Source organism: Vibrio sp. 10N.222.52.C12 (assembly GCF_041474215.1).
In the GTDB taxonomy this organism is placed as follows: Bacteria; Pseudomonadota; Gammaproteobacteria; order Enterobacterales; family Vibrionaceae; genus Vibrio; species Vibrio crassostreae_C.
On record NZ_JBFRTR010000036.1, the window covers coordinates 38,655 to 65,357 of the forward strand.

The following is a 26,703-nucleotide window of genomic DNA, read 5'->3' on the forward strand; positions in this document are numbered from 1 at the left end:
GACACTGATAAGACCACTCATACATTATGGTTATTATCAATGGAACTTGTTTGAGGTCACACGCACAAAACCACAAATAATGTATGGTAATGACATAGATTTAATAATATTAATAATATTGTATTACTTAAATTTTAATTGTTGATAACTCGCGTGTGCGAAAGGTAAAGGTAGGACTTAGGTATGATTCAAATCGTTATTGATGGGAAATATCGAATCGTCGAGCAAGGACAAACCGTTCTTGAAGCGGCAAAAACATGTGGTTTGGAAATCCCATCTTTATGTGGTTTGAATAAAACAGCGGATAAAGTGCCGTGTGATTTGTGTGTTGTGGAAGTTGATGGCGTTGGTGTTACTCGCTCTTGTGAGCTTGAAGTGTCTAATGGGCTGAATATTACCACTCAGTCAAAACAGTTAACGAATCATCGACAAGAAGCGTTGAATCGCATCATGACCGATCACTACGCTGACTGTGAGGCGCCATGCCAAACAGCCTGTCCTGCTGGGGTCGACATCCAATCTTACCTGCACCATATTGCTCAAAATGATCACATTAAAGCGATTGAAGTGATCAAAAAGACATTGCCAATGCCGCTTTCAATTGGTCGTGTGTGTCCTGCTTTCTGTGAAACCGAATGTCGTCGTAACTTGGTCGATGAATCCATTGCGATTCGCCAACTCAAACGACACGCTGCCGATGCGGATCTAGCGGCTCAAGAGAGCTACATGCCAGCGAAGAAACCAAATAAAGGCAAGAGCATTGCTATTGTTGGTAGTGGCCCCGGTGGGCTTACGGCGGGTTATTACCTATCTAACGAAGGCTATGATGTCAGTGTCTATGAGTCGATGCCGCAAGCGGGTGGTTGGCTGCGTTACGGTATCCCTGAATATCGCTTACCTAAGTCGATTCTAGATAAAGAAATCGAGTTGATGTGTCGCAACGGAATGGTGGTTGAGTGCGGTAAAAAACTCGGTGTTGATTTTACACTGTCTGATTTAAGTAACGATTTTGATGCGGTTTGTTTAGCCGTTGGTGCATCGCAAGCGGTCGAGATGAATTACCCGGGTAGCGAACTCGGAGGTTGTTATTTGGGTGTCGATTATCTGAAAGATTACGTGACCGATCAGCAGTACGTCACTGGTAAAAAGGTTGCCGTGATCGGTGGCGGTAATACAGCGATTGACTGTGCTCGAACCGCAGTTCGTGATGGCGCGGATACTACGCTGATTTATCGTCGTACTCGAGATGAGATGCCAGCAGAAGATTACGAAATCGAAGAAGCTGAACATGAGGGTGTGAAGTTCCACTTCTTAACCAACCCTGCAGAAAACATAGCCGATGAAAATGGTCATGTATCAGAAATACGATTAGAGCGTATGGCTTTGGGTCCGGCTGATGCTTCAGGTCGTCGCAGCCCTAAACCAATGGGCGAGTTCTTTGTTGAAGCGTTTGATACGGTTATTGCTGCCGTGTCACAAAAGCCTGATCTGAGTTTTATGGACAATGAAGCAATTGATATTCCTCTTACTCGTTGGAATACCGCAGATGCTGATCCACAAACCATGCATACCGGAACCGGAAATATTTTCAGTATTGGTGATTTCCGACGCGGCCCTGCAACTGCAGTCGAAGCGGTTGGGGATGGGCGTATTGCTGCACAAGCGATCGATCGCTTCTTCCATGGTGATATGGAAAATATTCCGGCTAAACCGTTTAACTCAAGAAAGCACAAACAGCTCAAAGCGGTGGATCCTGAGCAATACAAATCTATACAACGCATGGCGCGCAAGATCATGCCTGAGCTAACGCCCGAACAGCGTGAACAAAGCTTCGATGAAGTAGAAACAGGGTTTGATAATGCCGATGCAATCGCTGAAGCTGCAAGATGTCTAGAGTGTGGCTGCCAAGCTAATACAGATTGCGACCTACGAGACTACTCGACTGAATACAAAGCAACGCAAACCCATCCTGAATACAAAATCGATGTGGCTTCGAATGAGAGTTGGCAGGCGATTCGTGCTGAAGAAGCGAAGGTCGGGTTAACAAGACAAAAATTTTCGGTCGATGACAGTTCTGAGTTCATTATCTTTGACGCTAACCGCTGTATTAGTTGTGGCCAGTGTATCCAAGCGTGTCGAGAACAGAATGTTCATGGCGTTCTAAGCTTCATGAACCAATCGGATGGCAAACCTGCATCAAGACCAGAATGTCGTCCTAACTTTGGGGCGGACAAGACCTTAATGGGCGACTCAAACTGCGTTCAATGCGGATCGTGTATTCAGGCGTGTCCAACCGGTGCAATGGTCGATGCTCGCGACAGAAAGCAGGGAGACACAGACGTACTCAAGAAAGTCGATACCATCTGCACTTATTGCGGTGTGGGTTGTAAGTTAACCATGCATATCGATGAGCAGAAAAACAAAATTCGCTATATCGAAGGCGGAGACTCTCCGGTTAATGAAGGCATGTTGTGTGTTAAGGGACGATTTGGCTTCGATTTTGTGGGCAGCGATGCGCGTTTAACCACACCATTAATTCGTAAAGATGGCTGGTTGCAACCTGCAAGTTGGGATGAGGCAGTTAAGCTTATTGCCGAGAAGTTTACTGCGATTAAGCAAGGCTTTGGCAGTAACGCTTTAGCGGGGTTCTCGTCGGCGAAAACCACCAATGAAGATAACTATGCCTTCCAAAAATTCATACGTCGTGAACTCGGTACCAATAACGTCGATCACTGTGCGCGCCTTTGTCACGCATCTACTGTTACTGGTTTAGAGGCTTCGCTAGGTAGCGGGGCGATGACCAATGATATTCCAAGCATCAAGCACTCAGATGTGATCTTTATTATTGGCTCCGACACCACGTCAGCACACCCAATTATTGGCTCGCATATCAAGCAAGCTGTGAGACATGGTGGAGCGAGATTGATCGTTGCCGATCCAAAACGAATCGATATTGCTGACCATGCTGAACTTTATTTAGCGCACCGACCGGGTACTGATGTAATGTTGATCAATGGTGTGATGCAGCAAATCATCAAACACGGTTGGTACGACCAAGAGTATATCGAAGACCGTGTGGATGGCTTTGATACCTTGCTTCAAGAGGTAATGTCACCAAGTTATTCACTAGACAAAGTGGAGCTGGTAACTGGCGTTAAAGCGGAAGACATCTTCGCAATGGCGCGATTGATTGGTACTGCAGAGCGTACAGCGGTGTACTACTCGATGGGCATTACGCAACATACCACTGGTCACGATAACGTTCGATCAATCGCTAACCTACAGCTCTTGTGTGGCAATATCGGAATTGAAGGCGGCGGTATCAACCCATTACGTGGTCAATCCAATGTTCAGGGTGCGTGTGACATGGGCGCATTGCCAAATAACCTTCCGGGTTATCAGAAAGTGTACAACCCAATGGTTCGTCAAAAATTCGCGATGGAGTGGGGTGTTTCTGACCTACCGGCTGAAACAGGCTTAACGTTGACCGAAATTATTGATGGAGCGTGTCATCGAGATGTTCGTGGTCTGTACGTAATGGGCGAGAACCCAGTGCTGAGTGACCCGAACCAAGCGCATGTGATTGAAGGTCTTGAAGCGTTAGATTTCCTCGTGGTTCAAGATATTTTCTTAACCGAAACCGCTCAATATGCCGATGTTGTGCTACCGTCTTGCTCGTTTGCTGAGAAGTCTGGTCATTTTACTAATACCGAGCGTCGTGTTCAGCGTATTAACCCGGCGGTATTGCCTCCAGGTGAAGCGAAAGAAGATTGGGTGATTATCCAAATGTTGGCTAATGCGATGGGCGGCAATTGGGAATATGACTCGGTTGCTGATATCACCAATGAGATAGCGCGTGTCACGCCACAGTATGGTGGTTTACGTTGGGAGAACATTACGGTGAACGGCGTGCAATGGCCAAGTAATAAGAACAACCCTGATGGCACACGTATCATGCACCAGACCCAATTTACGCGTGGGCGTGGTCAAATGGAGGCGATTCCGTTTAGATACGCTGCTGAGCTACCGGATGCGGAATACCCGTTAGTATTAACGACAGGCCGTATTCTAGAACAGTTCCACACCGGAACCATGACACGTAAAACAAAAGGGTTGGATAACTTAGCAGGGCCGCGTGCCATGGTGAGTGTTCATGATGCTGAAGCGCTAGGTATCTCGAATGGTCAGATGCTTAAGGTCTCAACACGTCGTGGTGAAATCGAAATCGCGGCCTTTGTGACTAAACGAATGCAAAAGGGTGTGGTATTTATTCCATTCCATTTTGTTGAATCACCAGTTAACCGTTTGACTACCACAGCGACTGATCCACACGCGAAGATCCCTGAATTTAAGGTGGCGGCTGTGCGTATTGATCCTATTCGTGAGCCTGAGAGTGAAGTAACAGAGGCTTAATCATATTAGCTCGGTGAAGACGGCTGGCATTAAAAAGCCGCGTAACTCTCAGAGTTATGCGGCCTTTTTATCGAGCTAGATTCAGTATCAATAACTGAGTCGTTTCGCTTTAATTTAGATGAGCTTAGTTTGGAACAATTTCGCTACCGTGAACACCAAATTGCTTAGCAGCGTAGGCAACGCGCTCTGCTGGTTTTGGGTATTCAGCCGGTGTGCCCAGGTTTTCAATATGATGCAAGCGAGGTAATAAACCTGCGCCGTTTGCAATCTGTATTGCTAATCCAGGGCGAGCGTTTAGCTCCAGTACCATCGGGCCTTCTTCTTGGTCTAAAACCATGTCCGTACCCATGTAACCAAGGCCTGTCATTTCCCAAGCACTTGATGCAAGTGTCAGCAGCTTTTCCCAATGGGGTACTTGTAGTAGCGCCAACTCTTTACCCGTATCAGGGTGGTGAGTCACTGGGTGGTCAAATTGAACCGCACGAACGGCTTTACCCGTAGCGATACAAATACCTACGCCCACAGCACCTTGGTGCAAGTTAGCTTTACCATCAGAAGCCGAAGTCGATAGACGCATCATCGCCATTACAGGGTAGCCCTTGAATACAATGATTCGTACATCTGGTACACCCTCGTAACTGAAGCCGTCAAAACACTCGTCAAACTTGATGAGGTTTTCAACTACAGCAACATCGTTCTTACCACCGAGTGAGAAAAGACCCGCGAGAGCGTTACTGATGTGGCGCTCTACGTCTTCTTCATTGATAGTCGAACCCGATGGCTTGGTGTAAACGCCGTCCTTGTGAGAAGTCACAACAAGGATACCTTTACCACCACTGCCTTGAGCTGGCTTGATTACGAAACCCGGCCACTCTTTTACCATCTTGTGGATTGTTTTTACTTCAGCTTGATGCCCAATCACGCCAATCAGTTTTGGTACAGTAGCACCAGCCTGTTCAGCAATGATCTTCGTCTTAAGCTTGTCATCAACGAGTGGATACTTGGAACGATCATTGTAGCGACCAATATAACTATGGTTACGCTTGTTCATTCCCATTATGCCTTTGTCTTTCAACCTAAACGGTGAAGTAAACTGATCAAACATAACTTAGTCCTCCGATAGCGGTTTAAAGCGACGAAGCTCGGTTAGACGGTATCCTGTGTAGTTACCTAGTAGCAAGATGGTCGCTAGAATAACAAGTTGTAAACCAATAAAGTTAAACGTTAAGTGCTGAATGAACGGGTTAGTCATGCCTAAGTAAACAAGAACCGCAGTGAATAGAGAACCACCACCTTGCAGCATTACTTCTTTCGCGCCTTCTTCTTCCCATAGGATAGACATACGTTCGATAGTCCAAGATAGGATAATCATAGGGAAGAACGTAATAGATAGACCTTCAGTCAGACCCACTTTAAACGCGACTACAGTAAACACAGAGATAATCATGATTACCGTGATGATTACGGCGGATATCCTGGCTACCAAGAGCAAGTTGAGTTTGGACAAGTAACTTCGAATAATCAGACCCGTACCTACAATAAGCAGGAAGCCAACAATACCCGTTACCAGTTGTGTTTGTACAAAGGCTACCGCAATCAGTACTGGCATGAACGTACCAGACGTTTTCAGGCCGATGATGACACGTAGGAACACAACAATCAGAGCACCGATAGGAATCAGCATGATGGTTTTAAACATCGCTTGCTCTTCTAACGGTAGGCTGTGAATTGAAAGGTTTAACAGTTGATCAGCAGAGACTTTACTATTGGTTGCTTCCGTTGGTGAAACCTCTTGAGCAATCATAGAGAAGTGAACTTTACTGTTCTGACCGCCAACAACATCCAGTAGAGAAACGTTTGATTCGTCCCAGATGAGTAGGTTTGGTTGGACTTGTTGTTCGCTTGATTCAGGAGAGAATAGGATCCACTCATCGTTATCCCAAATCTGAATCATGTTCTGAATTGATTGACGACGACGGCCATCTTCTAGCTCGATAACACCAACCACTTTGTTGTGTATTTTCGCTGCTGAAAGTAGCTTGTGTGTCGCTTCCACTTTGGTCATGTTGTTCAGAATCAGCGCAGAGTTTTGACTGTCTGGATCATTAAGTGTTTTGATGAGCTCACGAGTGAACGTTAGATTGTCTGCAGAACGCTTTGTTGCTCTGTCAATAAGAGCTAGAGACGCCGCTTCTTCCGGGCCGTCGAAGCTTGGTTGAACCACTTCACCTTCTGGTGGTGTGTCGTTCACTTTAGCTTGGTTGTCGACTAGGAATTGTGTCTTGTAGTAGATGGTTTGAGGGCCATCTGCGTAACGAATAGACCACTCTGCACGACGACCTGACTCAGTATTTAAGTAAGAAATACCGTAACCTGGTGATGAAGCCGATTCGCCGATAAGTGTGTAGTTAGACTGAGTATGAGGAGCCGCTAAGGAAACTTTTGCTTCTTTGCCTACTGCGTTGAACTCAATACGAGCTTCAACGTCCCAAACCTGCCTGGTTTCCCCTGGAGTCCAAGGTACACCGTAGGTCGTATGTCTGAACATACTCAGTGTTATGCCTGCCACGATAAGCAGGAATATAGAGATATAAAATGGAATTCTTGACGTCATAGCTTACCCTACTATTGTTATTTAACTTCCGTTTGTACGTACTTTTTACTTACATCTACTAGCGCTATGTCTTTGATAAATTCGCGCCCTAGTAATACAGGGTGACTCATTTGAGAGCGATCCGCCAATGTAAATTGCGCTTTTTCATGGATTTTTCCAACTTTAACCCATAATTCAATCACAGCTCGACGTTCTGTCTGATCATTCGTTGATTGGCGGATTTTCACATAACGTACAACAGGCGCTTCAATCCATTTTTGGTCTTCTGCCACTTGTCCTTGGTCTTCTAGGTGGAACTTAACCCAGTTCTTACCATTTCGTTCGAATTCTTTAATATCGACGGCATTCAAAGAAGAGGTTGTTGCGCCGGTATCCACTCGCGCATCAAAGCTTTGTTTGATTGAGTCGATAGACACTTTTTCGATTCCGCCAAGGATAGTCGGTTGTGAGGTAGGAGCGATAGGAGCCGCTGCAACTGCCACGGGTTCTTCTTCCTCTAGCTCTTCAATGACTTTGTGTTCCATGCTTGTTAGATGAACATCTAACTGATTTGAAAGGGTGATGATTTCGTCTTCTAAGCTTTCAATGTAATCACTTTGATTACTGACTTGCAGTTCAAGATTTTGAACCTTATTTGCGATGTTTGTCTCTGAGCGGGCAATAGCATCGAGAGTTTCTTGGTGGTAGGCAGCACCGTTAGTAAGGGTACAACCAGAGAGCAAACCAACCGCCACAATAGGCGATAATCGCTTAAACATAAAAAAACCTTTGGAAATTAGAGAATAGTTCAGACTATTTAGAAGTTTAGCCCACAAAAAAGGATGCGTGAAGCATCCTATTGTAAGAGTCTGGTCATATTGAATCGCAATGTGAGCGCTACGCCAATTATTGTAATTTTAAATAGCTCACTTATTAAGCATAAGTCAATTTTTGTTCAATTTGCGCGCATTTTTGTGAAAGCTCACAGCGAAGCAAAAGGTGGCGCTGTAGCCACCAAAAAGCCATTACTCTGTTATCGGCTAAATAATGGCTTTCGGGCATCACATTTATGGCTTGGTCGCCACAAGAATGGCACGTCTTGGTGCTGGGTGACCTTCAACCGTTTTACTTGGATCGTTCGGATCGAGGTAATCTGGAAGAGAGTTGTGTGTCATCCATTCTGTGGTGCGTTGTTCACCAATTGTCGTGACATTTTCGTCAACGATTCGTACGTCTTCAAAACCAACTTGTTCTAGCCAGCGTTTCAGTGCGCGAGCTGAAGGGAAGAAGTAGACGTTTCTCATTTGCGCGTAACGGTCAACCGGAACTAATACTGCGTTCTCATCGCCTTCAATCACCAAGGTTTCAAGAACCAGTTCACCGCCAGACACCAATTGGTCTTTCAGTTGAATCAAGTGGTCCAGTGGTGAACGACGATGGTAAAGCACGCCCATGCTGAATACCGTGTCGTAGGCTTCTAGCTTTGGGAGCTGCTCAATACCTAGAGGTAATAGGTGAGCTCGTTGGTCATCGCCCATCAACTTACGAATTGCTTCAAACTGAACCAAGAATAGGTGGGAAGGATCGATACCAACCGTTAAGCGAGCACCTTCACCCAGCATGCGCCACATGTGGTAACCATTGCCACAACCTACATCGAGAACCGAACGGTTTTTTAATGGAGATATATGTGGAAGCACACGATCCCATTTCCAGTCACTGCGCCACTCTGTATCGATATGGATGTCGTGAACCGTATAAGGACCTTTTCTCCACGGGTGGAAAGTCTTCAATAAGCTTTCTAGCTTTTTCAGTTCGCCTGTGTGGTATGGCGTAGAACTACCAATCGTCACTGAATTTTTCAGGTCAACTTGATCTGGCACGTCTTGTGGAATCTTGTTTAGTGCACGTAGCCAGCGGTCAAAGTCACCGTGCTCTGCATTTTGCCAATCGGTCAGTTGCTGTGGCAGGACATTTAGCCACGGCTGAAGGCGAGTATCTTGGGCAATAAGTTGATAAAAATTGGCAAAATTAAACATAGGTTTTCACTGAGTTGGTGGTGTAGAAATTAAATTTGTCACTCCATTAAGAGTGTGGACAAACATGCTAGGGAATCTCGTTTATCGTGTTTGATAAGAGATCCCCAATTCGTTTGTTCCTCGCTCTTGAGGATGACATTTTAGTACGTGCTAACGGTGTCGCGACGGTTACGTAATCTAAAATGTTTACTTTATCGCGAACATTGAACCAAAGTTGAAACATTGGAACCAGACTTCGCTGCTTGAGAAGCCAATCTTATCAAATCGCTCTCTGTGAACAGGGATCGAATCCGGGCGCATCACGTTTTCAATTGCGCTACGTTTCTGACTTACTTCTAGCTCGCTGTACCCGTTAGCACGTTTGAAATCATGGTGCAGGTCGATAAGCAGTTCATTTGAGCTTTCATCTTCGAATACGTATTTTTCTGACAGGATTAAGATCCCGCCTGGGCGCAGGCCAGCATGAATTTTCTCAAGCAGAGCGTATCGATCGTCTGGAGAAAGAAATTGCAGCGTAAAGTTAAGCACCACAACAGAAGCGTCTTTGATTTCCACTTCACGGATGTCGGCTTCAATCACTTCTACCGGTGTGTCACTGCGGTAAGCATTAACGTGCAATTTGCAGCGCTCAACCATGGCTTCTGAATTATCGATCGCGAAAATCGTGCAGCCTTCTTGCTGAATGTGACGACGCATAGAAAGTGTCGCAGCACCAAGCGAGCAGCCAAGGTCGTAAATATTTGAGTGTGGCTTTACAAAGCGCTCAGCCAGCATGCCGATTGCAGAGATGATATTGCTATAGCCAGGCACCGAACGTTGAATCATATCCGGAAATACTTCAGCAACCCTTGCATCAAAGGTGAAGTCTCCAATTTTATCAATAGGAGCGGAAAAGATATTGTCTGTGTTGCTCATAGCATTTTCTCTCGACAGTCAGCGTAATTGGCACAAAATTCGTACCAAATAAAAGGGGGCGTATTTTACGTAAAAAAAACGCCACTGTCACGAAAACTGAGATTTAGCTCAAGGTTCGAAGCTACTTACAAGTGAGAGGTTAAAACATCGAGATTTGGTGATTGCCTTTTTGAGCTGGAAACTGAGCCAGTTCGGGCAGTAATAATGATGTATTTTCAGAGACTTGCTTTTGTAGCCTCTTATAAATAGCAATCGCAAGTTCAGGTGCGTGGTTATTGTCTGGGGTGTGGATCATTAAATAGGGCTGCTTGCCTTCATTAAGCCAGTTTGGGATTTTGGCAAACCAAGGCTTAAAAAACTCAATATTAGGTTCTTGGTCTGGGTGACCAATAAATCGAATCATCGGGTTATTGGCGGTAGCAATTGCATGAACAGGAACACGCGGTTTTTTCTGATGCGCATCGATCACCGCTTCTGTGGTGGGTGGCGCAGAGAAAACGGGGCGGCTGTCCATGATGATGCGATTGATGCCTTCCTCAACCAGCCATTGGTTGAAGCGTTTTTCCGCATCGCCCTTATCAAAGAAACCTAAGTGTCGAACTTCGACGCCAAGCTGCATATCTTTTGGGAATAAGGTGCAAAACTTTTGTAGGGCAGGCAGCATGCTGGGCTCAAAACTGTGCGGCAGCTGAATCGTCCATTGACCAATACGGTCATGCAGTGGCGACATCGTCATCAAGAACTCTTTGAGTTCGGCTTGGCAGTGTCTCAGTTGTTGCTGGTGGGTGATGAATTTGGGCAATTTGAAGGTGAACTTGAAATCATCGTGACTGGCGGCTTTCCAATTGTGAACGGTAGACATACTTGGCGTAGCGTAAAAGGTGGTGTTGCCCTCAACGGTATGGAAAACTTGGGTGTATTTTTCCAAGCGTTCGGCAGGCTTGGTGCCTTTACCGTAGAACTGACTTTGCCACTCAGAATGAGACCACATAGTTAATCCAAGTCTTAGAGGTAAAGTTTCTGTTGTTATTACACGATTATCCATCTATTACACCGTTATCCATCACGCCATCAGTCATTACAAAAAGTTTTTGGGTTGAAACGAAAATCTACTTTACGAGAGTTTTGCTGATTAAGGTACTTTCGAGATATAATTATCGCAATTTTTTCGGTTTTGATGAATCTTTGCGCACTTGATGGGCTAAAAAGCAGCAAAGCCAGATAAAACACAATAAATTCGAATGTGGAAGGTCGATTTTAAGCGAGTTTCCGCGTATAAATGTTCCTTTGCTCTGTTGTGTGGAATGACCACTGACAGCTTGGAAATTAGTAAATAATTAAGAGATTGGGAAATTCATTATGCGTACCCATTACTGTGGTAACCTGAACAAGTCCCTGGCGGGACAAACTGTAGAATTGTGCGGCTGGGTAAACCGTCGCCGTGATTTAGGCGGTCTTATCTTTATTGATATGCGTGATCGTGAAGGCATCGTTCAGGTTGTTGTCGATCCAGATATGAAAGATATCTTCCCGATCGCTAACCAACTGCGTAATGAATTCTGTATCAAGTTTACTGGTGAAGTACGAGTTCGTCCGGACAGCCAAGTAAATAAAGACATGGCTACTGGTGAAGTAGAACTTTACGCGACGGGTCTAGAGATCATTAACCGTTCAGAAGCGCTTCCACTAGACTTCAACCAAACGAACTCTGAAGAGCAGCGTCTTAAGTACCGTTACATCGATCTTCGTCGTCCAGAAATGAGCGACCGTATTAAGCTTCGTGCACGTGCTTCTAGCTTCGTTCGTCGTTTCCTAGATGAGAACTTATTCCTAGACATCGAAACGCCAGTACTAACGAAAGCGACACCAGAAGGTGCTCGTGACTACCTAGTACCAAGCCGTGTTCACAAAGGTAGCTTCTACGCACTTCCTCAATCTCCTCAGCTTTTCAAGCAACTGCTGATGATGTCTGGTTTTGACCGTTACTACCAAATCGTTAAATGTTTCCGTGATGAAGATTTACGTGCTGACCGTCAGCCTGAATTTACTCAAATCGATATCGAAACATCTTTCATGACTTCTCAAGAAGTACGTAACGTGACTGAGAAGCTTGTTCACGATATGTGGAAAGAACTTCTAGATGTTGAACTAGGTCAATTCCCAGTAATGCCTTTCTCTGAAGCGATTCGTCGTTTCGGTTCTGATAAGCCAGATCTACGTAACCCACTAGAGCTAGTGGACGTTGCTGACTTGGTTAAAGATGTTGAATTCAAGGTATTCTCTGGCCCAGCTAACGACGAAAAAGGTCGCGTAGCAGTTATCCGTGTTCCAGGTGGTGCTAAGCTAACTCGTAAGCAAATCGACGGCTACGCTGAACACGTAAACATCTACGGCGCGAAAGGCCTAGCTTGGATGAAGGTTAACGACCGTGCTGCAGGCATGGAAGGTATTCAATCTCCAGTTGCTAAATTCCTAAGCGAAGACGTAATCAACGGTATTCTAGATCGTACTCAAGCTGAATCTGGCGATATCATTCTGTTCGGCGCAGACAAAGCGGGCATCGTTGCTGAAGCAATGGGCGCACTTCGTCTTAAACTAGGTACGGATCTAGAGCTAACAGACACATCTGCATGGGCTCCACTGTGGGTTGTTGACTTCCCAATGTTCGAAGAAGACGGCGAAGGTAACCTACACGCAATGCACCACCCATTCACATCACCACTAGGTGTGAACGCGGAAGAGCTAAAAGCGAACCCAGCAGCAGCAAATTCTGATGCATACGACATGGTAATCAACGGCTACGAAGTAGGCGGCGGTTCTGTACGTATCCACAACGCAGAAATGCAAACAGCGGTATTTGGTATCCTAGGTATCGAAGCACAAGAGCAACAAGAGAAGTTCGGCTTCCTACTTGAAGCGCTTAAGTACGGCACGCCACCGCACGCTGGTCTAGCATTCGGTCTTGACCGTCTAGCAATGCTGCTTTGTGGTACTGAGAACATCCGTGACGTTATCGCATTTCCGAAAACAACAGCTGCAGCATGTCTACTAACAGACGCGCCAAGCCTAGCGAACCCAGCATCACTGGAAGAGCTAGCAATCGCAGTTAAACTAGCGAAGAAAGAAGACTAATCAAGCGATTAGCCTAACTTTCTACTGAAGCTTTGAGTTTTCGATAGAGCTAAATTTTGTAGTAGAACAATAAAATGCCCGTTAATTTGACGGGCATTTTTTTTTGCGTTCGATATACTAAGCTCATAAAGCATGTATAAATAATCAGTATTTGAAGTTATGTCTATTATCTTAGGGATTGACCCTGGCTCACGCATTACCGGTTACGGTGTTATTCATCAAAATGGCCGCCACCTATATTACTTAGGGAGTGGTTGCATTCGCACCTCAGAAAAAGAGTTGCCGGGTCGACTCAAGCAGATCTATGCAGGTGTGAGCGAAATTATTACTCAGTTCCAACCGGATGTGTTTGCGATAGAGCAGGTCTTCATGGCTAAGAATGCAGACTCAGCGCTTAAGCTTGGGCAAGCTAGGGGCAGCGCGATCGTAGCGGCTGTAAATGCGGATTTGCCTGTTCATGAATACGCGGCTCGTTTAATTAAGCAAGCAGTGACGGGTAATGGTGGTGCGGACAAGTCTATGGTTCAGAACATGGTGATGAGCATGCTTAAGTTACCCGCTAAACCACAGGCCGATGCTGCCGATGCTCTAGGCGTAGCGATCACTCACGCCAACACCAATAAAACTTTGATAGCGCTTGCGGGTAAAGCAACGGGTGCAAGAAAAGGGCGTTACCGTTAATTCTCATTCTCTTGTAAGCTCCTAACATACAGCCTTTAGACCTATTCCATCGATGAGCCTCACGCCCTGTTTGGCTCATATCAAAACACTACGCTGCTAAATCCTTGATGAAATGAGATCTTTCGAACAGAACCCAGATAATAACATTGCGTATCATTTAACATGTTATTAACATTGGTCGGAGGTCTAACAAGTTAATCAAGGATGATCACTGATGAACCCTATCAAGCTGTGGCGCGCGCTGTTTTTACCCAAAAGTAATGGGTGGAGTAACAACGAAGTCAGACAAGCCGATATCTTATTACTCTTTACCTTTATCGCCTTCTTTGTGGGTGTCTACAGCTTAATCAAATGGACCAAGCACGAAGAGCAACTTCTGATCGCCACATCTGTGTTCCTTATCGTGTTCGAACTGATCTCTGCACTGCTGTTGCGTGTTACCAGTAAGCCCAGTCTTGCTCTCAATTTTGGCTTTGTGGGGATGGCGGTACACGCCCTCAATATTATCTATCAAAGCGGTGGTGTGGTGGCGTCAACACAGGCTTATTGGGTGCCTTTGTTAGTGGTCGCTTTTTTCTTGTCAGGAACACGCATTGTCGCCTTGGTATGGAGTGGGTTAGTGATCGGGGTTTCATTGGTGATGACGTCGGCTCACCTTAATGGCTTTGAATTTCCGCAGTTAGTACTTACTCCTGAAGCGGTGGTGGTTGAAACCTGGTCTGGTGTGATCATGCCGTTGGTGGTGATTTGCATTGCTCAAGCGTTTACCGCGAAGCAAAAAGAGATCGCAATCGAAATAGCGGAAGAAGCGATTTCAGAAAGCCAGCAGGTTGCCAATCAAGCAACTCAAAGTGAAGCGCGCTTATCGGTTGTGCTAGACCAAGCCAATTCGAATTCAGAAAGCTTACAGGGTGTCTCTGTTCATCTAGAACAACAGTCACAAGACTTACATGGTCAAGTCGAGGTGTTGAACATAAATTGTGAATCCCAAGCGAGTGCGGCAGAACAGATGAGCCAACAACTGCATCAGATGACACAAGGCATCGAGGAATCTAATTCATTTGTGGGTGAACTAAAAGAGCGCAGCGAAGCCGTTGGCACCAAAGCTCAAAAAAGTTCTGAGTCACTTGAGGCCTCGACCAGTGCAATCAGCCAAATTATTCAAAGCAACCAAGAGATCATGAAGGTCGCGGATCTGATTACGTCGGTTGCTGAACAAACTAATTTGTTGGCATTAAATGCGGCCATAGAAGCGGCTCGCGCAGGAGAACAGGGAAGAGGATTTGCGGTAGTTGCCGACCAAGTGAGAGAGTTATCGGCGAAAAGCAGTCATTCCGCAATAGAAATTCGAACCCTGTTGGACCGCAGTAAAGACGAAGTGGAGCATGGACGAGCGATTATTGAGACGACTGCGAATGAGATGAACGGCATCATCTCCGAGGTTCAAACTATCTCGACTGACGTCAATCAGCTGACCAACATTATGGCGATGCAGATGAATTCCTTGAAAGAGCTCGATCTCGCGAGTTCAGAAGTGGCGCAAAGTGTCGCGGAAACTAAATCTGTTTCAGGGTTAGTGGCCAATTATGGTTCTGAACTCACAGGACATGTTACCTCTGTCAAAGAGCTGGTCGAAAGCCTAAATAACGTGGTTTCACAAGCCAAACAAGCGTAAATAAATCACCCGAATAAACACAAAGAACTGGATAAGCATCCAGTTCTTTTATATTCTGTCCCTCAAATTATATTCCACCAAGAGAGTGAATTGTGATCGGACGTCTACGCGGTACATTAATAGAAAAACAGCCACCAGAGTTATTAATTGAAGTGAGTGGCGTTGGCTATGAAGTTCAAATGCCAATGAGCTGTTTTTATGAATTACCAAACGTTGGCGAAGAGGCAATTATCTACACTCACTTTGTTGTTCGTGAAGATGCACAACTGCTTTACGGCTTCAACACAGTTAAAGAACGCGCGCTGTTCCGTGAAGTCATTAAAGCGAATGGTGTTGGTCCTAAGCTTGGCCTTGGTATCCTTTCAGGTATGACGGCGAGTCAGTTTGTTCAGAGTGTTGAACGTGAAGATATTTCTACACTAGTGAAACTACCGGGTGTCGGTAAGAAAACCGCAGAACGTCTTGTTGTTGAAATGAAAGACCGCCTGAAAGGATGGGGCGCAGGAGACTTGTTTACGCCTGCAACGGATGCAGCACCGATTGACTCTATGCCAACGGTTCATGACGCTGAAGAAGAAGCGGTAAGTGCACTACTTGCATTAGGCTACAAGCCCACTCAAGCTTCTAAGGTTGTTTCTCAAGTGGCTAAAGAAGGCATGACAAGCGAACAACTGATTCGTGATGCCTTGAAGTCGATGGTTTAATTAAAACCTAAATCGCGATATAAGCTCAGTATTGCATCACGTTTATCTATAGCGAGTACTATCTCGTTAGAATATGCTTAGTATTCATGTGCTCCACTATTGGTGAGCGACTAAGCAAGACTTAAAGATAACAGAGTTAACACTCTTAAATTGGAACCCTCTATGATTGAAGCTGATCGCCTCATTGCTCCTGATAATCCGGTCTTTAAAGATGAAGATGTTATTGACCGCGCGATAAGACCGAAAGCATTAGCCGACTATCAAGGTCAGGATCACGTTCGTGGTCAGATGGAAATCTTCATCAAAGCAGCTCAACTACGTAACGAGGCGCTCGATCATCTATTGATATTTGGTCCTCCTGGCTTGGGTAAAACCACCTTGGCGAATATCGTTGCCAATGAAATGGACGTTAACATTCGTACCACTTCAGGGCCTGTATTAGAGAAAGCAGGTGATTTGGCGGCATTGCTGACCAACCTTGAAGAAAATGATGTGCTGTTCATCGATGAGATCCACCGTTTAAGCCCTGTGGTTGAAGAGGTGTTGTATCCAGCGATGGAAGATTACCAACTGGACATCATGATTGGTGAAGGCCCTGCGGCGCGCTCAATCAAGATAGATCTTCCACCTTTCACTTTGATTGGCGCGACGACTCGTGCTGGTTCTCTGACGTCTCCGCTGCGTGACCGTTTTGGTATTACTCAGCGTCTTGAGTACTACAAAGTTGAAGACCTGCAAAACATCGTTCAGCGTAGTGCCGATTGCTTAGGTTTATCTATGGAGTCTGAAGGCGCATTGGAAGTTGCTCGTCGTGCTCGTGGTACACCTCGTATTGCTAACCGTTTACTGCGCCGCGTTCGCGACTATGCGGAAGTGAAAGGGGATGGCCATATCTGTCCAGAGGTTGCCGATAAAGCGCTTAACATGTTGGATGTCGATGCTAAAGGTTTCGACTACATGGATAGAAAGCTTCTACTCGCAATTATGGAGAAGTTTGGTGGCGGTCCAGTGGGTATCGATAACATGGCAGCCGCGATTGGTGAAGAGAGAGACACCATTGAAGATGTGTTAGAGCCTTATTTGATACAGCAAGGTTATCTACAAAGAACGCCAAGAGGTCGAATCACCACTGACAGAGCGTATTTACACTTTGGAATAGATAAACCCTCCAATCGCTAATTTATTCATTTTTAAAGATCCCAGTTGCATAAGCACTGGGGTTTTTTGCATTTTACTGAATAACAACTCTTTGCGCGAGTCGCTATAAAACTCAAATAGGGCTGTTCAAAAATGAAAACTTTGATTTCAGGTTTGATTTGGCTAACAAAAATTGAAATAAGTTGTCATATTTCTTGTTAATACTTTATGGGTAGTTGTGACTTGAATGTTGATGGTGTGCTGAGGTTTTGTCACAGCTATCATGCAGTGTTATTAAGACAAGCCGAATTGGTGTGATTTTAATCATAATTGTACAAAATTAACCCTATTTTGCACGAATAAATTTGATACAAATCAACGCAGGGTTCTCCCATAAACCTTTTGAAACATACTGATTTTACCAGTAATATTAGCGCCAGCTATATTAGCTTATGCTTAACAATAATCTAACTATAACGGTACGTTTTTGCTACAAATTTCAAGTTGTAATAACAATTCTACAAATTGTTTTAACATGGATTTTTGAGGTGAATAATCACACAAGTGTCATTCAGCCGACACAAAGGAGTTACCATGATTGATGTTGTTGATCTGTCGCGATTGCAGTTTGCATTTACAGCGATGTATCACTTCCTATTTGTTCCACTGACTTTAGGTATGGCATTTCTACTTGCCATCATGGAGTCTGTTTATGTAATGACTGGCAAGCAAATTTACAAGGACATGACCAAGTTCTGGGGTAAATTGTTTGGTATTAACTTTGCTCTTGGTGTAGCGACAGGCTTAACCATGGAGTTCCAGTTTGGTACTAACTGGTCTTACTATTCTCACTATGTTGGCGACATCTTTGGTGCTCCGCTAGCTATCGAAGCGCTTGTTGCATTCTTCCTAGAGTCTACTTTTGTTGGCCTTTTCTTCTTCGGTTGGGACAGACTGTCAAAGCGTCAACACTTAGCGGTAACTTGGTTAGTAGCACTAGGCTCTAACTTCTCTGCGCTTTGGATCTTGGTAGCAAACGGCTGGATGCAAAACCCAGTGGGTGCGGAATTTAACTTTGAAACCATGCGTATGGAAATGGTGAGCTTCGCTGAAGTTGTACTAAACCCAGTAGCGCAAGTTAAATTCGTACACACAGTAGCGTCTGGTTACACAACGGGTGCGATGTTCATCCTTGGTATCAGCTCATACTACATTCTTAAAGGTCGTGACCTTGCCTTTGCTCGTCGTTCTTTCGCGATTGCAGCATCTTTCGGTATGGCGGCGATCTTGTCAGTAATCGTACTAGGTGATGAATCTGGTTACGAGCTTGGTGAAGTTCAGAAAGTGAAGCTCGCTGCGGTAGAAGCAGAGTGGCACACGGAAGAAGCACCAGCAGCATTTACTGTTTTTGGTATTCCTAACCAAGAAACAATGGATACTGACTACGCAATTAAGATCCCTTACGTAATGGGTATCATTGCGACGCGTTCTCTTGATAAAGAAGTAACGGGCTTGCGTGACCTACGTGATGATCACGTTGATCGTATCCGTACTGGTATGTACGCTTACGAACTTCTAGAAAAACTACGTGCAGGCGATAAGTCTGAAGAAAACATGGCAGCGTTCGACGAAGTGAAAGGTGACCTAGGTTACGGTCTACTTCTTAAGCGCTACACAGACAACGTTGTTGACGCAACAGAAGATCAAATCCAAATGGCTGCGGATGATTCTATCCCAACAGTTTGGCCTCTATTCTGGTCATTCCGTCTGATGGTTGCTTGTGGCTTCATCATGCTGTTTGTATTCGGTGCGGCGTTTGTTCAAACGTGTCGTCAGAAGATCGAACAGAAACCATGGGTACTTAAAGCAGCACTATTCTCAATCCCACTACCTTGGATTGCGATTGAAGCAGGTTGGTTCGTTGCTGAGTTTGGTCGTCAACCATGGGCGGTTGGTGAAATCCTACCGGTTAACGTTGCTGCATCAGCACTAACTATTGAACAGCTATGGACTTCTCTATTCGCTATCCTGGCACTGTACACAGTGTTCCTGATTGCAGAAGTTTACCTAATGCTGAAATTCGCACGTAAAGGTCCAAGTAGCTTGAAGACAGGCCGTTACCACTTCGAACAAAACGATAACTCTGTTGAAGACAAAGTTAGCCGTTCAGTTGAAGTATAAGTGAGGGAATATTAATGTTTGATTACGAAAGCTTACGACTCATCTGGTGGATCCTAATTGGTGTATTACTGGTAGGTTTCGCAGTAACAGATGGCTTTGATATGGGTGTTGCAGCACTTTCACCGGTTATCGGTAAGAGTGACACTGAACGTCGTATCATGCTGAATACGATCGCCCCTCACTGGGATGGTAACCAAGTTTGGTTGATCACGGCTGGTGGTGCACTGTTCGCAGCTTGGCCACTGGTTTACGCAACGTCGTTTTCTGGCTTCTACTTCGCAATGTACGCGACGTTAGCAGCGCTTTGGTTACGACCACTTGCACTTGATTACCGTTCTAAAATCGAAGACCCAAAATGGCGTAAAACGTGGGACTACGCACTTTGCTTTAGTGGCACAGTTCCGCCAATCATCTTCGGTGTAGCATTTGGTAACCTACTACAAGGTGTTCCATTTGACCTTAACGATCTAATGATGTCTAAGTACCACGGCACATTCTTCGCTCTGCTAAATCCGTTTGCATTGCTATGTGGTGTGTTGGCTCTGATGTTGTTCGTGATGCAAGGTGCAACATGGCTTCAAATGAAGACAACAGAAGCGCTGCACGCTCGTGCTCGTAACGTTGCTCAGATCACTGGCCTAATTGCTATTGCTCTATTCGTTATTGGTGGTTTCTGGGTTCAATCTATCGAAGGCTATGTAATTACGAGCACTATCGATACGTTTGCTGACTCAAACCCACTAAACAAAGAAGTATCACTTCAAGTGGGTGCTTGGATGACAAACTTCGAAACTTATCCAGCAATGTGGGCTGCGCCGATCCTTGGTGTAGCAATGCCACTGCTTGCTGTGATTGCATCTCGCTTTGAGCGTGGTGGTTTCGCATTCTTGTTCTCAAGCCTATCGAACGCTGGTGTTATTCTAACGGCTGGTTTTGCAATGTTCCCATTCGTAATGCCATCAAGCCTGAACCCTAACCAAAGCTTGACTATGTGGGATTCAACAGCGAGTGAGCTAACGCTTGGTCTTATGACTGTCGTTGCGGCGGTAATGGTTCCTGTGATTCTTGGCTACACAACTTGGACATACTACAAAATGTTCGGTCGTCTAGATAAGAAACACATCGAAGATAACGACGTTTCAGCTTACTAAGCTAGAAGTTAAATAACTTAGGAGAAATTTTATGTGGTATTTCGCATGGATTTTGGGTGTACTTCTAGCATGTGCATTCGGCATCATCAATGCTCTATGGCTAGAGCATTCAGAAATGATGGACAAAGACAGTGAGTAATCTCGCAGAGCAAATCGCTAAGCTGCATCAACCAATGGATAAGACTCTGCTTAGAGCCTTAGCCCTAGTATTGGGTTTCATGCATGTGGGTTTAGTGATGTGGGATCCTGAAGCGTATGCGACAAGCATCGGTGGCTTTAACGCGATCATCGGACCAATGTTTATTTGGGCAGTATGCTCAAGCATGGTTTACGGTATCGGATTTAAGCCAAGAGCTTGGATGTGGCAGCTACTGTTTAGCCCATATGTTTCACTCACAATTTTGCTCTACCTAACGGTGTTGCGCCTTTTATAAAAGGCAGAAGATTTAGGTTCATAACGACGTGAACCTTTATACTTGTTGGGTTTTTAGCCAAAAAGAGGTCATCTTATACAGATGGCCTTTTTTTTCGTCTATTAAATCAAAAAATTCACAGCGATATACTATTAATGATAAGGAGTTAGGTTATAGTGAGATCTTTATCGTTTTGGATTGTGGTAGCAAATTGCAGGGATTATCTAAGCTATTTACGTGGCCAGTGACTGTGTATTACGAAGACACCGATGCGGGTGGCGTTGTATACCATTCAAACTATCTTAAGTTTTTCGAACGCGCTCGAACTGAGATGTTGCGCTCAATTGGCGTTTCTCAGCAAGTATTGTTAGAACAAAACATCGGTTTTGTAGTCCGACATATGGACATTGATTTTATTCAAGGCGCGCGTCTTGATGATTCTTTACAAGTCATTACAAATATTTACGAGTTGAAGCGAGCTACCTTGGTCTTCTGTCAAGAGATCGTAAATCCTGATGGCAAGGCATTGTGTAAAGCAATGGTTAAGGTAGCATGTATCGATAATCAAAAAATGAAACCCAAAGCAATGCCAACATTTATTCTCACGGAGCTAACGAATAGTGACTGCTGAAATCTCAATCTTAGGCCTAATTTTAGAAGCTAGTTTACTAGTTAAGATGGTCATGCTGACTCTTATGGGCATGTCTGTTGTTTCTTGGGCGATGATCATAAAAAGAAGTAAAGTGTTATCTCAAGCTTCTAAACAAACAGAAGTGTTTGAAGACAAATTTTGGTCAGGCGTTGATCTTGCAAAACTGTACCAAGAGAGCAACAAACGCAAAGACGAGCTTTCTGGTACTGAAGAAATTTTCTACGCAGGCTTTACTGAGTTCGCTCGCCTTCGTAAATCGAATGCAACATCACCTGACTTCATTATGGAAGGCACTGGCCGTGCGATGCGCGTTGCCGTTGCTCGTGAGGTTGATGAACTAGAAACTAACTTACCTTTCTTGGCGACCGTTGGCTCTATCAGCCCATACATCGGCCTATTTGGTACGGTTTGGGGCATCATGCACTCATTCATCGCATTAGGTGAAGTGAAGCAAGCGACGCTCGCAATGGTTGCTCCTGGTATTGCAGAAGCACTGATCGCAACAGCAATGGGTCTATTCGCTGCGATTCCAGCGGTAATGGCGTACAACCGCTTCAGCAGCCGAGTAGGCAAGCTAGAACACAACTACGCGACTTTCTCTGAAGAGTTTCACAGTATTCTTCACCGTCAAGCGATGGCTGGCAGGGAATAATAGATGGCTGGATACCAACCTAAAAAACGCAAAATGACAGCAGAGATTAACGTTGTACCTTACATCGACGTCATGCTTGTTTTGCTGATCATTTTTATGGTGACTTCGCCGTTTGTTACTCAAGGCGTTGACGTTGAATTGCCTCAGGCTTCAACGGCTAAATCGGCACAAGACCTACTGGGTGACGACAATGCAAGTTTCATCATCGTTGAAGTGAACAAAGACGGTGAACTTGGCTTGAGCGTTAATGACGAAGAAGTACAGCGTGGCTTATCAATGGAAGATATTATCGTCCGTGTGAAAGCCGAGTTGTCTCTGAAGCCAAACTCTCCAGTGGCGGTTGGTGGTGATGCCGCAACGCCATACGCTGAAGTGGTTTTATTACTTGATGAATTAAGCCGTGCAGGTGTGCCAAAGGTTGGCCTTTTAACGGATATAAGGGAATAGCTCCGTAGCATTCATGAAAGCGAATAATAAAAAATCCAATAATTTCAGATCACCGCTTCTTATTTCTCTTGGGCTGCACGTCATTTTATTCGTTGCGCTCATTTGGGGGGCGGATTTCACGATGTCAGAGCCAAAGCCTACAGGGCAGATGGTTCAAGCAGTGGTGATTGATCCTCAGTTGGTTCGCCAGCAAGCTCAACAAATTCGTCAACAAAGAGAAGCGGCAAGCAAGAAAGAGCAAGAGCGTCTTGACAAACTCAGACGTGAAAGCGAACGACTTGAAAAGAATCGTAAAGCTGAAGAAGAAAATATTCGCAAGCTAAAAGAACAGCAAGCGAAAGAAGCTAAAGCAACTCGTGAAGCTGAAAAGCGTCGAGTTGAGAAAGAGAAACAACGCAAAGCTGAAGAAGCGCGTTTACAGCAAGAGCAAAAGAAAGCCGCTAAAGCCGAAGCTGACCGTAAGCTAAAAGAAGCTGCGTTAGTGAAAGCCGAGAACGAGCGTAAAGCCAAAGAAGCGGCAATCGCAAAAGCTGAACAAGAACGCGTGGCAAAAGAAAAAGCAGCGAAAGAGGCAGCAGACAAAGCTCGTAAAGAGAAAGAAGCCGCTGAACTCGCGGAAAAGCAACGCATAGCGAAAGAGAAAGAAGCGGCAGCCGCAGCAGAGAAAGCCCGTAAGGCAAAAGAAGCTGCAGCAAAAGCAGAAAAAGAGCGTAAACAACAAGAAGCCGCATTGAACGATATCTTTGCTGGGCTTGAAACGGAAGCGACTCAAAACTCTTCAGCAAGACAACAATTTATCACTGATGAAGCGCAACGTTACGGGGCTATCTATACCCAACTGATTCAACAGAACCTGTTGTTAGAAGACAGCTATCGAGGACGCTCATGTCGAGTGAACCTTAAGCTGATTCCAACGGGCTCTAACGCGATATTGGGTAGTTTGAGTATCTTAGATGGCGATAGCCGTTTATGTGCAGCAACCAAGCGTGCGGTGGCACAAGTACAATCTTACCCGTTGCCTAAAGACCCAGACATTGTGAACTCACTGAAAGACATTAACTTAACTGTATCACCAGAGTAAAAGGACGAACTTGTGTTAAAGAAACTATTACTGAGTTTTGTTTTCTTAATAGCTACAAGCAGCCAGTTTGCACATGCAGCGCTGGAGCTGGTTATTACAGACGGTATTAACTCTGCAAGACCTATCGCTATTGTACCTTTCCGTTGGGAAGGCTCAGAGCCATTGCCACACGATGTATCAGCGGTTATCGCTTCTGACTTACAGCGCAGTGGTAAATTCAGCCCAGTTGCGACAAGCAAAATGCCTCAAACGCCTTACAGCGAAACTGAGGTTAACTTTGATGCTTGGACTAACCTAGGTGTTGACTCATTGCTTACCGGTAGTATCACTAAAAATGCCGAAGGGCAGTATGTGGTGAATTACCAATTGATCGACATTGTTCGTGGTCAACTGACCAAAGGACAAAGTCGTGCGCTGAGTGATGAAGGCCAATTAGTGCTTTCTAAAGATCACGTTCTATTCAATAAGAAGGCTACGGTTCCTGGTAATCGCTTGAGAGAGTACGCACACCGTATCTCAGACCTAGTGTATGAAGAGCTAACTGGTGAGAAAGGCGCGTTCTTAACTCGTATCTCTTACGTGGTAGTGAACGATAAAGACAAGTACCCGTATCAACTTCGTGTTGCTGACTACGATGGCTTTAACGAGCGTTTAGTACTTCGTTCTAAGCAGCCTCTCATGTCTCCAGCATGGTCACCAGACGGCAAAAAGCTAGCTTATGTGAGCTTCCAGAATGGCCAAGCTGAAATATTCATCATGAATATTTACACGGGTGAACGTGAGAAAGTGACGTCATACCCTCGTCACAATGGTGCGCCAAGATTCTCGCCAGATGGTAAAACATTGGCATTGGTATTGTCGAAAACGGGCAGCCTTCAGGTGTACACACTTGACCTTGCTAGCCGTAAGCTGACTCAAATTACCCGCGGCCGTTCGAATAATACTGAACCATTCTGGCACCCAGATGGCAAGTCTCTTATTTTCACATCGGATCGTGGTGGTAAACCACAGATTTATAATGTAAATTTGTCCAATAATTCGACTTCTCGTATTACTTGGCAAGGTAGCCAAAACTTAGGTGGCCAGATCACTCCTGATGGTCGATTCATGATCATGGTGAATCGCAGCAACTCAGGTTTTAACTTGGCTAAGCAAGATTTGGAAACCGGTGCGGTTCAGGTACTAACAAAAACATTGTTAGATGAGTCTCCAAGTATTGCACCGAATGGAGGTATGGTTATCTATAGCTCTATTTACAACAAAACAAATGTACTATCGATGGTTTCTATCGATGGACGTTTTAAAGCTAGATTACCGGCAACTAACGGACGCGTAAGAGCGCCTGCATGGTCACCGTTCCTCTAGGGAAAATTACATATTCTTTTAGCTATTGATAGTGTTAACTATTGTGGCATTTAACTATCTATAGCACTCTTAGTCGCTGTAGAAACTAAGTTTGATAACGTAAGGAAAAAAAGATGCAACTTAACAAAGTTCTTAAAGGCTTGATGATTGCACTACCAGTGATGGCAGTAACGGCATGTAGCTCAACTGATGAAGCAACATCTGCAACATCTGGTACTGAAAGCAACCAAACAACTTCAGGTTCAGAAGGCAATGTAGACACAACTGTTGTAACGCCAATTGACGCTAACGGTCAACTGTCTGAGCAAGAGCTTAAAGAGCAAGCGCTACGTGAAACTCAAACAATCTACTTCGCATTCGATAACTCTACTATCGCTGGCGATTACGAAGAAATGCTAGCAGCTCACGCAGCATACCTAGTTAAGAACGTTGACATGAACGTTACTATCGAAGGTCACGCTGATGAGCGCGGTACTCCTGAGTACAACATCGCACTTGGCGAGCGTCGTGCACAAGCTGTAGCGAAATACCTACAAGCTCTAGGTGTTCAAGCTGACCAAATCTCTATCGTAAGCTACGGTGAAGAGAAGCCACTTCTTCTAGGTCAATCTGAAGATGTGTACGCTAAAAACCGTCGCGCAGTACTAGTTTACTAATTTTAGTAGACTATATAATTGAGGAATTGCCTCATGTTCAGTAACACAAAGCGAGTCATTTTGCTTTCGTTACTGGCAAGTGCAGCGAACACCGCGTTCGCTGCACCAGCTCCAGTATCCGATCTCAATAGCACCGCAACCAATTCATCATCTTCCTCTCGATCAGCATCTAACGAATCAGATATTGAGCGTTTAGAGCGCCTGCTTCAAAATCGCAATCTCGTTCAGCTTCAAATGCAACAGCAAATCGACGACATGGCACTGGAGATCAGTGAACTTCGTGGTGATCTGGAACGAAACAGCTACGATATGAAGCAAATGCTAGAGCGTCAGCGTGAACTGTTCATTGAACTGGATCGCGTAAGAGGCGAGGTGAAAGCAGCAGGAACAGCAACGGTAGCAGTGGCGGCGAGCGAAGGCTCTAAAGACGCTTCTGGTACGTTCAGTACTGATGTGGATGAGCAAACTGCTTATCAAAATGCTGTAGATATGATTCTAAAGCAACGAGACTACACGGGTGCTATCGCTGCATTCCAAAAGTTTCAAAAAGACTTCCCAGATTCTACCTTCACACCTAACTCACATTACTGGTTAGGTCAGCTTTATTTCGCTAAGAAGCAAGATAAAGAAGCCGTGAAGAGCTTCGCTGCTGTTGTGTCGTACAAAGACTCAAACAAGCGAGCAGATGCACTGGTTAAGCTTGGTGACATAGCAGCGCGCAACAACAACGCGACGCAAGCTAAGAAATATTACCAACAAGTCGTAACCGAGCACCCAAACAGTGCTTCGGCTAAAGTGGCCAAAACCCACTTATAA

23 protein-coding genes are annotated in these 26,703 nt (G+C 45.0%); 17 read left to right on the forward strand and 6 right to left on the reverse strand.

The annotated features are described in order from the left end of the window. Positions 1-183 precede the first annotated feature (183 nt). Positions 184-4,413: a formate dehydrogenase subunit alpha gene (fdhF, locus tag AB4623_RS07135; protein WP_372146052.1), complete on the forward strand. Its 4,230-nt coding sequence runs from the start codon at positions 184-186 to the stop codon at positions 4,411-4,413. A 124-nt stretch (positions 4,414-4,537) separates the two neighbouring features. Here fdhF and AB4623_RS07140 read toward each other — a convergent pair whose 3' ends face one another. The 6 genes from AB4623_RS07140 to AB4623_RS07165 form a co-directional block, all read right to left on the reverse strand. Next, positions 4,538-5,518, reverse strand: a complete 981-nt coding sequence (locus AB4623_RS07140) for an alpha-L-glutamate ligase-like protein (RefSeq protein ID WP_029235462.1) — start codon at positions 5,516-5,518, stop codon at positions 4,538-4,540. A 3-nt stretch (positions 5,519-5,521) separates the two neighbouring features. Next, positions 5,522-7,027 carry an inactive transglutaminase family protein gene (locus AB4623_RS07145; protein ID WP_372146054.1) on the reverse strand — a complete coding sequence of 502 codons (1,506 nt, stop codon included), beginning with the start codon at positions 7,025-7,027 and terminating at the stop codon, positions 5,522-5,524. Between the two features lie 17 nt (positions 7,028-7,044). Beyond that, complete coding sequence (locus AB4623_RS07150; RefSeq protein ID WP_372146056.1) at positions 7,045-7,785, reverse strand: ATP-dependent zinc protease; 741 nt, start codon at positions 7,783-7,785, stop codon at positions 7,045-7,047. 288 nt (positions 7,786-8,073) lie between these two features. After that, on the reverse strand, positions 8,074-9,045 hold the full coding sequence (cmoB, locus tag AB4623_RS07155; protein WP_017062084.1) for a tRNA 5-methoxyuridine(34)/uridine 5-oxyacetic acid(34) synthase CmoB: 972 nt from the start codon (positions 9,043-9,045) through the stop codon (positions 8,074-8,076). 186 nt (positions 9,046-9,231) lie between these two features. Next, positions 9,232-9,960 carry a carboxy-S-adenosyl-L-methionine synthase CmoA gene (gene cmoA / locus AB4623_RS07160; protein WP_017062083.1) on the reverse strand — a complete coding sequence of 243 codons (729 nt, stop codon included), beginning with the start codon at positions 9,958-9,960 and terminating at the stop codon, positions 9,232-9,234. 139 nt (positions 9,961-10,099) lie between these two features. Beyond that, positions 10,100-11,005, reverse strand: a complete 906-nt coding sequence (locus tag AB4623_RS07165) for a DUF72 domain-containing protein (protein WP_029235140.1) — start codon at positions 11,003-11,005, stop codon at positions 10,100-10,102. A 314-nt stretch (positions 11,006-11,319) separates the two neighbouring features. Between AB4623_RS07165 and aspS the strand changes: the two genes are divergently transcribed. From aspS to ybgF, 16 genes are all read left to right on the forward strand, one after another. Next, complete coding sequence (gene aspS, locus AB4623_RS07170) at positions 11,320-13,092, forward strand: aspartate--tRNA ligase (protein WP_065585130.1); 1,773 nt, start codon at positions 11,320-11,322, stop codon at positions 13,090-13,092. A gap of 159 nt (positions 13,093-13,251) precedes the next feature. Further along, the gene (gene ruvC / locus AB4623_RS07175) at positions 13,252-13,773 is read left to right on the forward strand and encodes a crossover junction endodeoxyribonuclease RuvC (protein WP_372102524.1); all 522 of its coding nucleotides are present in this window, start codon (positions 13,252-13,254) and stop codon (positions 13,771-13,773) included. A gap of 214 nt (positions 13,774-13,987) precedes the next feature. Further along, positions 13,988-15,448 carry a methyl-accepting chemotaxis protein gene (locus tag AB4623_RS07180; protein WP_229647093.1) on the forward strand — a complete coding sequence of 487 codons (1,461 nt, stop codon included), beginning with the start codon at positions 13,988-13,990 and terminating at the stop codon, positions 15,446-15,448. Positions 15,449-15,540: 92 nt separating this feature from the next. Further along, positions 15,541-16,152, forward strand: a complete 612-nt coding sequence (gene ruvA, locus AB4623_RS07185; protein ID WP_008219934.1) for a Holliday junction branch migration protein RuvA — start codon at positions 15,541-15,543, stop codon at positions 16,150-16,152. A 162-nt stretch (positions 16,153-16,314) separates the two neighbouring features. After that, the gene (gene ruvB, locus AB4623_RS07190) at positions 16,315-17,331 is read left to right on the forward strand and encodes a Holliday junction branch migration DNA helicase RuvB (protein ID WP_371724950.1); all 1,017 of its coding nucleotides are present in this window, start codon (positions 16,315-16,317) and stop codon (positions 17,329-17,331) included. A gap of 552 nt (positions 17,332-17,883) precedes the next feature. Then, complete coding sequence (gene cydA, locus AB4623_RS07195; RefSeq protein WP_061032863.1) at positions 17,884-19,470, forward strand: cytochrome ubiquinol oxidase subunit I; 1,587 nt, start codon at positions 17,884-17,886, stop codon at positions 19,468-19,470. A gap of 14 nt (positions 19,471-19,484) precedes the next feature. Then, positions 19,485-20,621 (forward strand): cytochrome d ubiquinol oxidase subunit II, encoded by a 1,137-nt coding sequence (cydB, locus tag AB4623_RS07200; protein WP_372102528.1) that lies wholly within the window; start codon positions 19,485-19,487, stop codon positions 20,619-20,621. Positions 20,622-20,652: 31 nt separating this feature from the next. Beyond that, positions 20,653-20,760 carry a cytochrome bd-I oxidase subunit CydX gene (gene cydX / locus AB4623_RS07205; RefSeq protein WP_000270284.1) on the forward strand — a complete coding sequence of 36 codons (108 nt, stop codon included), beginning with the start codon at positions 20,653-20,655 and terminating at the stop codon, positions 20,758-20,760. Then, positions 20,753-21,055 (forward strand): cyd operon protein YbgE, encoded by a 303-nt coding sequence (gene ybgE / locus AB4623_RS07210; protein ID WP_017062075.1) that lies wholly within the window; start codon positions 20,753-20,755, stop codon positions 21,053-21,055. Before cydX ends, ybgE begins: the two co-directional genes overlap by 8 nt. Positions 21,056-21,227: 172 nt before the next feature. After that, positions 21,228-21,665 carry a tol-pal system-associated acyl-CoA thioesterase gene (gene ybgC / locus AB4623_RS07215; RefSeq protein ID WP_017062074.1) on the forward strand — a complete coding sequence of 146 codons (438 nt, stop codon included), beginning with the start codon at positions 21,228-21,230 and terminating at the stop codon, positions 21,663-21,665. Beyond that, positions 21,655-22,338, forward strand: coding sequence for a protein TolQ (gene tolQ, locus AB4623_RS07220; protein ID WP_017062073.1), 684 nt, complete (start codon positions 21,655-21,657; stop codon positions 22,336-22,338). The genes ybgC and tolQ overlap by 11 nt, the downstream gene beginning before the upstream one ends. A 3-nt stretch (positions 22,339-22,341) precedes the next feature. Next, a complete protein-coding gene (gene tolR, locus AB4623_RS07225) occupies positions 22,342-22,785 on the forward strand; it encodes a protein TolR (RefSeq protein ID WP_017062072.1) in 444 nt (147 codons plus the stop codon). A 13-nt stretch (positions 22,786-22,798) separates the two neighbouring features. Further along, positions 22,799-23,866, forward strand: coding sequence for a cell envelope integrity protein TolA (gene tolA, locus AB4623_RS07230; protein WP_017062071.1), 1,068 nt, complete (start codon positions 22,799-22,801; stop codon positions 23,864-23,866). A 12-nt stretch (positions 23,867-23,878) separates the two neighbouring features. Continuing rightward, the gene (gene tolB, locus AB4623_RS07235; RefSeq protein ID WP_017062070.1) at positions 23,879-25,231 is read left to right on the forward strand and encodes a Tol-Pal system beta propeller repeat protein TolB; all 1,353 of its coding nucleotides are present in this window, start codon (positions 23,879-23,881) and stop codon (positions 25,229-25,231) included. 113 nt (positions 25,232-25,344) lie between these two features. Further along, entirely contained in the window at positions 25,345-25,887 is a 543-nt protein-coding gene (gene pal, locus AB4623_RS07240) for a peptidoglycan-associated lipoprotein Pal (protein WP_017062069.1), read from the forward strand. A gap of 33 nt (positions 25,888-25,920) precedes the next feature. Beyond that, positions 25,921-26,703 carry a tol-pal system protein YbgF gene (gene ybgF, locus AB4623_RS07245; RefSeq protein WP_017062068.1) on the forward strand — a complete coding sequence of 261 codons (783 nt, stop codon included), beginning with the start codon at positions 25,921-25,923 and terminating at the stop codon, positions 26,701-26,703.